This is a genomic window from Actinomadura geliboluensis, from assembly GCF_005889745.1.
Lineage (GTDB): Bacteria > Actinomycetota > Actinomycetes > Streptosporangiales > Streptosporangiaceae > Spirillospora > Spirillospora geliboluensis.
Genome location: NZ_VCKZ01000052.1, coordinates 22436 through 29940, shown reverse-complemented (window position 1 = coordinate 29940; position 7505 = coordinate 22436). Strand labels below are relative to the sequence as shown.

At 65.3% G+C, this 7505-nt stretch carries 7 protein-coding genes; 3 read left to right on the top strand and 4 right to left on the bottom strand.

Annotation, left to right across the window (positions count from 1 at the left end; translation table 11 throughout):
• Positions 1–64: 64 nt before the first annotated feature.
• Positions 65–496 (top strand): hypothetical protein, encoded by a 432-nt coding sequence (locus tag ETD96_RS46575; protein WP_240807480.1) that lies wholly within the window; start codon positions 65–67, stop codon positions 494–496.
• Between the two features lie 5 nt (positions 497–501).
• On the top strand, positions 502–1158 hold the full coding sequence (locus ETD96_RS10410) for an HNH endonuclease family protein (RefSeq protein ID WP_240807478.1): 657 nt from the start codon (positions 502–504) through the stop codon (positions 1156–1158).
• Positions 1159–1173: 15 nt separating this feature from the next.
• On the opposite strand, the gene ETD96_RS10405 is transcribed toward ETD96_RS10410, so the two are convergent.
• From ETD96_RS10405 to ETD96_RS10395, 3 genes are read right to left on the bottom strand one after another with little or no spacing between them, the layout of a single operon-like run.
• A complete protein-coding gene (locus ETD96_RS10405) occupies positions 1174–1587 on the bottom strand; it encodes a DUF6262 family protein (protein ID WP_138636107.1) in 414 nt (137 codons plus the stop codon).
• The gene (locus ETD96_RS10400) at positions 1584–3824 is read right to left on the bottom strand and encodes a tyrosine-type recombinase/integrase (RefSeq protein ID WP_138636106.1); all 2241 of its coding nucleotides are present in this window, start codon (positions 3822–3824) and stop codon (positions 1584–1586) included. The genes ETD96_RS10405 and ETD96_RS10400 overlap by 4 nt, the downstream gene beginning before the upstream one ends.
• A complete protein-coding gene (locus ETD96_RS10395; RefSeq protein WP_171068960.1) occupies positions 3817–4980 on the bottom strand; it encodes a tyrosine-type recombinase/integrase in 1164 nt (387 codons plus the stop codon). Before ETD96_RS10395 ends, ETD96_RS10400 begins: the two co-directional genes overlap by 8 nt.
• A gap of 129 nt (positions 4981–5109) precedes the next feature.
• On the opposite strand from ETD96_RS10395, the gene ETD96_RS44555 reads away from it, so the two are divergent.
• Positions 5110–5388: an HNH endonuclease family protein gene (locus ETD96_RS44555; RefSeq protein ID WP_205719197.1), complete on the top strand. Its 279-nt coding sequence runs from the start codon at positions 5110–5112 to the stop codon at positions 5386–5388.
• Positions 5389–5416: 28 nt separating this feature from the next.
• Here the strand turns inward: ETD96_RS44555 and fxsT are convergent, their stop codons facing one another.
• A complete protein-coding gene (fxsT, locus tag ETD96_RS10390) occupies positions 5417–7495 on the bottom strand; it encodes an FxSxx-COOH system tetratricopeptide repeat protein (protein ID WP_138636104.1) in 2079 nt (692 codons plus the stop codon).
• Positions 7496–7505: the final 10 nt, after the last annotated feature.

Sequence of the window (7505 nt, the reverse complement as noted above, 5' to 3'; positions counted from 1 at the left end):
GTTCCCGATCCCCCTCGGGGCGCCCCCCGCCCCGGCCGGGAGCGGCAGCGGAAGGGCTCCCCCCATGCGACGACTGCTGTCGTTCCTGCTCCCGGCCATTCTGGCCGCGGCGCTGATCGCCGTCCTGGACGCGCCGGCGTCCGCGACCCCGCCCAACATCCCGTCCGCCGCGACCGCCGCGACCCGGCTCTCCGAGCTCACCGTCGCCGCCGAATCGCACCAGAGCACCTACGACCGCGACCTGTTCCCGCACTGGATCACGATCTCCGGCGCGTGCAACACCCGTGAGACCGTCCTCAAGCGGGACGGCACGGGCGTCGTGACCGATTCGTCCTGCTACCCGACGTCCGGCAGCTGGTACTCGCCCTACGACGGCGCCACCTGGACCCTCGCGTCCGACCTGGACATCGACCACATGCTATTCGCGCCCGCGACGGCTGGCGGGAGAGTAGCTCCTGGTCAGCCTGTCACCGCCATGACGGTGACGGGGGTGTGAGGCCGGTGAACACCAAGCTGATCCGGGTCTGTGCGGTGGTCTCGGCTGTCGCGCTGGCGACCGCATCCTCGCTCTCAGGCGCCAGCTCCGATGCGGCGGTGGCGAGGAGCACCTCGCAGTCCAAGGCGTCGGCGGCTGCCGATCCTCGGCAGGAGCTCGAAGAGCTGAAGGTCGCAGCCCGAGGCTCTCTGGACGGGTACTCGCGCGAGAAGTATCCGCACTGGATCGACCAGGGCGACAGTTGCAACACCCGCGAAGTCGTCCTGAAGCGGGACGGCAAGGACGTCAAGACCGGCTCGGACTGTTATCCCACTTCGGGCTCCTGGACAAGCCCATATGACGGTGCGACCTGGACCAAGGCATCGGATCTTGACATCGATCACGTCGTTCCGCTTGCTCAAAGCTGGGTCAGTGGGGCGAAGTCGTGGACGACGGCTCAGCGTCAGGCGTTCGCCAACGATCTGACGCGTCCGCAGCTGCTCGCGGTGACCGACAACGTCAACCAGTCCAAGGGCGATGACGCCCCTGACGAGTGGAAGCCGCCCAAGACCTCGTACTGGTGCACGTATGCCACCAACTGGATTGCGGTCAAGCATCACTACCAGCTCACGATCACCACGGCGGAGAAGAACGCGTTGTCGGGGATGCTGGATCGCTGCTGAAGGAGATCGCTGTAGTCAGGCGGGTTCGTATTGAGCGAGCCTGCGGCGCAATTCCAGGTTCTCCCCCTGGGCGGCTGCGAGGGCTTCACGCAATTGCTTGATCGCCTCGTGGTGGATGCGGCGCTCTTCGGAGAGTTTGTGGCTCAGCGCCCGCACTGCCGAGGACGTCGAGGCGGCGTCCCCGGCAGTGCCATCGGCCGTTGGACGATGGGCGCCGCGTGAGGTGGTGCGTCGTTTCTCGATCTCGCGGCGCAGTTCCTGGTGGTTGTAGAGAAAGTCGGTACTCACCTCGGCGGTCCGAGCGACCGCAGCAAAGCTGATCGGCGTACCGGTCTTCACTAGTTTGGCCAGAGCCGTATTGGCGCGCTGTTCGGCCTGTTGGGTGCGGGTTTGGGCCGCGCGCTGCAGGTGATCGGGGAGTTTGGTCATGCGCCGCCTCCTAGGTCTGGAGAGTCGGGTGCGCCGGCGCCGCGGATCGCTCGCATTTGTCCGTGGTCGCGGACGCTGATCTGGTCGAGGGCGATGAGAACCTTGTTCAGTGCTGTCGTCTCGGCCAAACGGCCGGCCAGCCAGATATTGTCAGTGCCCATAGGTTTTCCGTATCGGGCTTGAAACTGAGCTTGTCGTGTCTCAATCAGATCCTGAGTGGAGGCTCTTTGGCGCTCCAGTTCGTGGCGATGGCTGGTGTCGGTGACGAACTTGCTGCAGGGCAGGCAGGCGTTTCCTTTGGAACATGTCTGCCGGGGAGGGAGCATGCACCATCCATTGGGCAGGACTCGGTCGGCTCGTTGCTGAAGGTGCAACAGATCGAATAGGTCGCCATCGTCGAAGTCGATAGTTCGTCCGTCTCCTGTGACTTTCTTGTATCGGAGGAACTCTCGCTCCTCGGTCTCGGAAAGGGTGACGGCGTAGTGCATGGTCATGTCTGTACTCAGATGCCGCAGATAGCGCATCACGACGTGAATGGGGACGCCTGCATTCAGTAGGTTGGTGGCGCGAGTGTGACGGAACTTATGAGTTTTGGAGATCTTCACTGGTCGGCCGGTGCTATCGGTGATGGCCAGGCGTTCGGTCAGTTCCCTGAGTCGTGAGTGGAAGGTGGCTGCAGGGTAGGGCAGGCGCCCAAGCCGGTTCTGCCTTGTCTGAACGAACAGGTAGGGCGGCTGGTGACCATTGGGAGCGCCCTGGTCGGCAAGGAACTCACGAACCCACCGTTGCTGAGCACGGATGATATCCACGACTTCCTGATCGACCGGTATCGTCGCCGGGTCGTTGTGTTCGATCTTGGTTTCCTGGAAGGACATCCGAGCCACGAATTCGTCGGCGAGATCCTGGTCGGAATCGGTTGACTGGGGCAACGATGTAGGTAGTGGTGAGATTGGCTCGAAGTCCATCATCAGCACCTCGCTCATTCGCCGCCCGGTGCGGATCAGCAGCATGAGCGCGTGCAGAGCTTGGTGGTCCCCGAGCCCTCCCTCGCCTTGGGGGGCGGCCAGCAGCCCACATCCGGCTGTGATCGCGGTGACCACGTCATCTTCAAGCACCATGTCTGCGGATTTAGCGTTGATCCGACGGGGCTTGTCCTCGGCGGCGAACAGCACGGTGTGCCGCGGGGTCAGTAGTTTCCAGCGGGGCTCGTCCAGAACTGCTGCGGCTTCGGTCCGGTGATCGAACATCCAGCGGTAGAAGGTCTCGAGAGTCACCATCGGCTGGCGGACTTGGTTCTTGCCGAGAGGCTTGCCCTTGTTGGGGCCGTGGAGCACCCGGTGCGCGCGCAGGTCATCACGAAAGCCGCGCATCAATGGCCGAAGTTCGTCGATGTCGTCGACCAAGTGTGGCCCTGCTGTCTTGACCTGCATGATGAACCACTGGAACCATTTGAAGTGATCGAGCCTGCTCTTCACTGAGGACCAAGCGTAGGTGCCACTGGACAACCGGGTCGACAACCACCACTGGGCCGCTTGGCGAAGCCACGGTGTTTCCAGATGGCTGAAGTTGGCGACATGGGTGCCCGAGGGTTCGTGACTCCGCTGAGGAACCCGTGGGTCGAGTTGCGGGTTCCATATGTTCAATCGCCACCATTCGCCATCGTGATAGGCGACCGCGAGACGGTCCTGAATATGCTTGACGCTGTTCAGGACGATCGTCTCGGAGTAGTGCTGCTTCTGGATTCCGGCGCGCAACACGGCCCCGCGCACCTCCCGAGCCCACTGCAGGTGGGAGAAGGCCGTGATTGACCTGGCCGACCGGGCCGCCGCAGACCCCTCGGTGGTCGCCAGAGTCAGCCCCCTCACCAGAGACCGGAGCCGTGCGGGATTGACGGGTTTGCCGGCCCTCACCTCTTGGTCGATACACCAGGCCAGTTCCCAGCCCATCGGCTCGGGCAGGTGCGAAAAATTCAATGCCTGCGATCCCTTTGTTCCCGTCGCATCGGTGCTGCTCACCCGGAATGCTTCGACATAATCGGTCGGCATCATCGTAGGCAAGAATCGTGTGGCGCGGTGCCCTTCAGGGAGCGATAGCCAGAGCCGGTGTGCTTTGTCCACGCTGAACAACTCGTCCACGGCGATTCGGGGATCGCGGCGATCCAGTCGCTTCCGAGCGATCGTCCGCCCCGCCGTCAGCCCGTGTTCTTCATCCGGCGAGAGCGCGTTGAGCTTAGACATTCCACCCCTTCCTGATCTTCTCCCAATCGGCGCATGCACGCAGTTCTGCGTCCTCGGTTACGTGGGCGTAGGTGTCAATGGTCGTTTGTATGTCGGCATGACCGAGCCTGCGGCTGACCACGTGCTCGGGGACTCCCGCCAGCAACAGAGCGGTTGCGTGCGTGTGTCGATACCAGTGCGGAGTCATCGCCGCCGGAAGGCTCGGCACGCGCTTCTTCAATGCGGCCAAATGCTTATAGACACTGCTCGGCCGAAGCGGACCGAAACGTTCGCCCCTGTGCAGATTGCAGAAGATGTAGGCGCTGTCCCAATCATGCAGGGCGACGTCGGCACCGGCTTCACACAATGCCCAGACCCAGTCGCCATAGAGCCGATCCAGTCGTGACCCGATCACCACACGCCGGTAGCCGCTCTTGGGACGCAGTCCGTGCGGATGATCGTATCGCTCCATAACGCGGATCACCGCCGTGCCGCCGGTGCCGGGCGACCAATCGCGGTGCTGCAGGGCCAGTGCCTCACCAAGTCGCAAGCCGGTCTCTTCAAGAAGCGTCCACAACAGCAAGTAGCGCAGCTCGCCCTGCCATTGACCTGCAGCGGCATCCCACCGAGCCTCGGCCTCGCGTAGTGCGGCCATCTGCGTGGGAAGCAGCACCGTAAACGGTTTTCGACGAACACGAAGACGAACCTGGCTGCGGCGCCTGCCGTGCTGGCGCGCTATGTGCTCGAGGAACGAGGTAGAAGACCCAGTCGGGCCATAGACCGTCTCATAGAAGGTCGCCGCGACCTTGACGCCACGGGCAGCCTGATGACGATAGAAGCTCATAACCGGCCGAACTCGCGCAGCGACCGTCGAGTCGCCGACCGCCGGCATGCCCGACAATGACACCACTTCCGAACCGACCTCGCCGCGTCGCACCTGCCCCACAAACTCGCTCAAATCAGTGATGCCGACCGCGTCCCACCGCTGGCCTCGCCGTTCCAGGAACGTCCACCACAGCTCCAGGCTCTTGGCATAGCTGGCAATGGTGTTCGGAGAATGTTCCCCAATACGCAGGAACTCCAGGTACTGCTCGATCGGCCCCACCACCCGGTAGTCCGCACCGAGGACCGTCCAAGTCAGCCCCTCCCGGGTCACCACCCGCTGCTTGACCGCCACCGAGCTCCCACCACCGTCGTCACCGTCACTAAGAGTAAGTGGGGATAACTTAACGTTGACAGGGTTGGAAGCAGCAGGAGGACACGCTGACCGACGTCGCCGGCACACCAACGTGGGTGCGGATATCACATGGTGCCGCTCGCGGAGGCGTGGGCGTCCGGCGCCTGGGCCTGGACGACGTCCCGCCGCCAGACTTACGCCAACGACCTCGGCGGCCCCGAGCTGTGGGCCGTCACCGACAACGTCAACCAGAGCAAGAGCGACAAGGACCCGGCCGAGTGGCAGCCGCCGCGTGCCGCGTTCCGCTGCACCTACGCCCGCGCCTGGATCCAGGTGAAGTGGTACTACGACCTCACCGTCGACAGCGCTGAGAAGAGCGCGCTCACCTCGATGCTCGGCACCTGCTGAGCCGTCCGCCCCGACGCCCGGCCCTTCGTCACCCTTCACCGGCGAGTGATCTTCGGGTGATGTCGAGGTCGTTCGCCGATTGCCGGGCGTCGGGGTGGTCGTCGCCGAGGACGCGGCGTTGCCGCCGCAGAGTGTCCCGTTGCAGGCGGAGCGCTTGCTCGAAGGCCCCGAGGTGGAAGAGGTCATGGGCGAGGTTCCGGGCTGAGCGGAGGGTGTCGGGATGGTCCTCGCCGTAGAGCCGGCGGCGGCGTTCCAGGACGTCGAGGTCCAGGTCGCGGGCCTCCGCGTAGTCACCCAGCCGGTTGTTGGCGGCCGCGAGGGCGAAGGCGGTGCCGAGGACCGCCGGATGGTCGTCGCCGAGTGTTCGCCGATGTCCGGCCATCGCGAGGCAGAGGTCGCGGGCCTGCCCGTGCCGGCCGAGTCTCATCAGGCAGAAGGCGAGGTTGTTGGCGGTCCGGATGGTGCTCGGGTGATCCTCGCCGAGGACGCGTCGGCGCCGTTCGAGGGTGTCCTGACCGCACGTGAATGCCGCCTCGAGTTGGTCCGTCCAGTAGAGGGCGGTGGTCAGTGCATGTGCCGCGTCCAGGACGTCGGGGTGGTCGCGGCCGAGGGCGGCGGTCCAGCGTCGCCGTGTCTGGCCGGCCAGCGCGAGGGCGACCGGATCGTGCTGTCCCGAGGTGTTGAGGTAGTCCAGATGGTCGATCACGAGTCTTCGGAACTGCTCGTCCTCAATGAAGGAGGACGTGTCCATGCTGGTCAGGTGGGTGCTGAGCGCCTGGATGTGCGGAGTGAAGAGCGCGCGGGCCGGCCACGCTGCCATGTCTCGGGTTTCGCCCAGCGGGGCGGTCGCCAGGAGTCTCTGGGCACCTGCCAAGGCCGTCACGCGCTCTGCCTCGGACAGGGCGCTGCGCAGGAGCGCCTGCACCAGCCGGTGTGCGAGCAATCGTTGGCCGTCGTTACGGGCAAGACCTAACGCCGTGAGGAGGGCCAGCTTCCGCAGTGTCGTGGCGGTATTCCCAAGACGGACTCCGCGCTGGTCACTGCCGGCGGCCACGGGAAGTTGTTCGGGGGCGAGGAAGGAGATCTGGTCGAGCAGCTCCCCGGTGCTCGCGTCGAGCGCGCGCAACCGGGCGCGTCCGGCCGCGACCATGCCGGCGAGCCCCGGGTGCCGGTCGAGCGTGGGGTCGTCCAGGCCCGCGCCGGCCGGGTGCGAGGCCAGAAGATCGAGGAAGCCGTCGACGTCCAGGCCGGTTTCCGCGAGGAAGCAGCCGGCCTGCTCCAGGGCGAGTGGGAGATCACCGAGCGCGTCCAGAACTCGCTCGAGGTCGTCGGGCGCCAGTGCCGGTGCGCGTGATCGCAGCAGGCCCCGGGACTCGGCGCGGGGCATCTCGCAGACCTCGATCACCGGTGCCAGTCTGCGCAGCGCGGTGATGCGGCCCGTGATCAGCAGCCGACCGCCGCTGCGGGGACGCAGGCCGCCCCATAACGCCGTGTCCTCGACGTTATCGAAGATCAGCAACCGGTCTTCGTGCTCGGCCAGGACCGTCCACAGTTCAGCGAGCACCGCGGCGGGCGCGGCAGTGGCGCGGATGCCGAGTCTCTCGGCCAGGGCGAGCAGATCGGTGGTCGCCAGCGCCGCGGTCTCCGCGTTCACCCACCAGACGACCGTGTACTCGTCAGCATGACGGTGGGCGTATTCCAGGGCCAGCTGGGTCTTTCCGACGCCGCCCATGCCTCCCAGCGGCACCACCGTGTCACCGTTTCGGTCTGAGGACCGCAGCCGGTGATGGATCTGGTCGAGGAGCGCCGTCCGTCCTGTGAAGTACGGGTTGCGAGCGGGCAGGTTGGTGATCTGTGCGGCTCCTCGCCCGCTTTCCGACTCGTCACGATCCGCCTCTGCCCGGGACTGCCGGATCTGCACGATCACCGTCACCGCCACGAGCAATCCGGTGACCACCCACGTTGCCGGTGCCCACCACCAAGCCTTCATTTCCACGGTGCCGGTGGCCAGATTTCCCACCAGCCCGATCCCGACCGGTACCGCCGCCACCGCGACCGGTGACACCACCCGGTGCCCTCTGCCCGAACGACTCACGTCTTCCAGCATCAGGTTCCAT

Excerpts from the sequence above, each read along its gene's own strand:
- ETD96_RS44555 (WP_205719197.1), top strand. The coding sequence starts at position 5,110 with ATGGTGCCGCTCGCGGAGGCGTGGGCGTCCGGCGCCTGGGCCTGGACG.
- ETD96_RS46575 (WP_240807480.1), top strand. The coding sequence starts at position 65 with ATGCGACGACTGCTGTCGTTCCTGCTCCCGGCCATTCTGGCCGCGGCG.
- ETD96_RS10405 (WP_138636107.1), bottom strand. The coding sequence starts at position 1,587 with ATGACCAAACTCCCCGATCACCTGCAGCGCGCGGCCCAAACCCGCACC.
- fxsT (WP_138636104.1), bottom strand. The coding sequence starts at position 7,495 with ATGCTGGAAGACGTGAGTCGTTCGGGCAGAGGGCACCGGGTGGTGTCA.
- ETD96_RS10400 (WP_138636106.1), bottom strand. The coding sequence starts at position 3,824 with ATGTCTAAGCTCAACGCGCTCTCGCCGGATGAAGAACACGGGCTGACG.